1 tRNA gene and 1 rRNA gene are annotated in these 543 nt (G+C 48.8%); both read left to right on the top strand.

Annotation, left to right across the window (positions count from 1 at the left end):
• Positions 1-15: 15 nt before the first annotated feature.
• Positions 16-91, top strand: a tRNA-Ala gene (locus AZ66_RS29505).
• A 104-nt stretch (positions 92-195) separates the two neighbouring features.
• Positions 196-543, top strand: a 23S ribosomal RNA gene (locus AZ66_RS32285); the annotation flags it as partial.

Below are 543 nucleotides of genomic sequence, written 5' to 3'. Positions count from 1 at the left end.
ATGGAACTTATATATGGGGCCATAGCTCAGCTGGGAGAGCGCCTGCCTTGCAAGCAGGAGGTCAGCGGTTCGATCCCGCTTGGCTCCACCATATATATTTTCGTCTTTTTATTGTACCTTGAAAACTGAATCGCGAAAGTTAAGTGTCTTAGAATCATTCTTTTAGTTGATATACGCTCAGCAATGAGCATACTAGGTTAAGCTAGTAAGAGCACACGGAGGATGCCTAGGCACCAGGAGCCGATGAAGGACGTGGCGAACAACGAAATGCCTCGGGGAGCTGTAAGCAAGCATTGATCCGGGGGTGTCCGAATGGGGAAACCCGGCTGTCGTAATAGGCAGTCACGCATATCTGAATACATAGGATATGTTGAGGCATACGAGGGGAACTGAAACATCTAAGTACCCTCAGGAAGAGAAAACAATAGTGATTCCGTAAGTAGCGGCGAGCGAACGCGGAAGAGCCTAAACCAGAGAGCTTGCTCTCTGGGGTTGTGGGACGTCTCACATGGAGTCAGAAAGGTGTTTATTAGACGAAGAGGC

The organism is Paenibacillus sp. E194, assembly GCF_000935845.1.
GTDB lineage: Bacteria > Bacillota > Bacilli > Paenibacillales > Paenibacillaceae > Paenibacillus_B > Paenibacillus_B alvei_B.
Note: the sequence above shows the minus strand (reverse complement) of the source record. Positions and strands in the feature narration are given on the sequence as shown.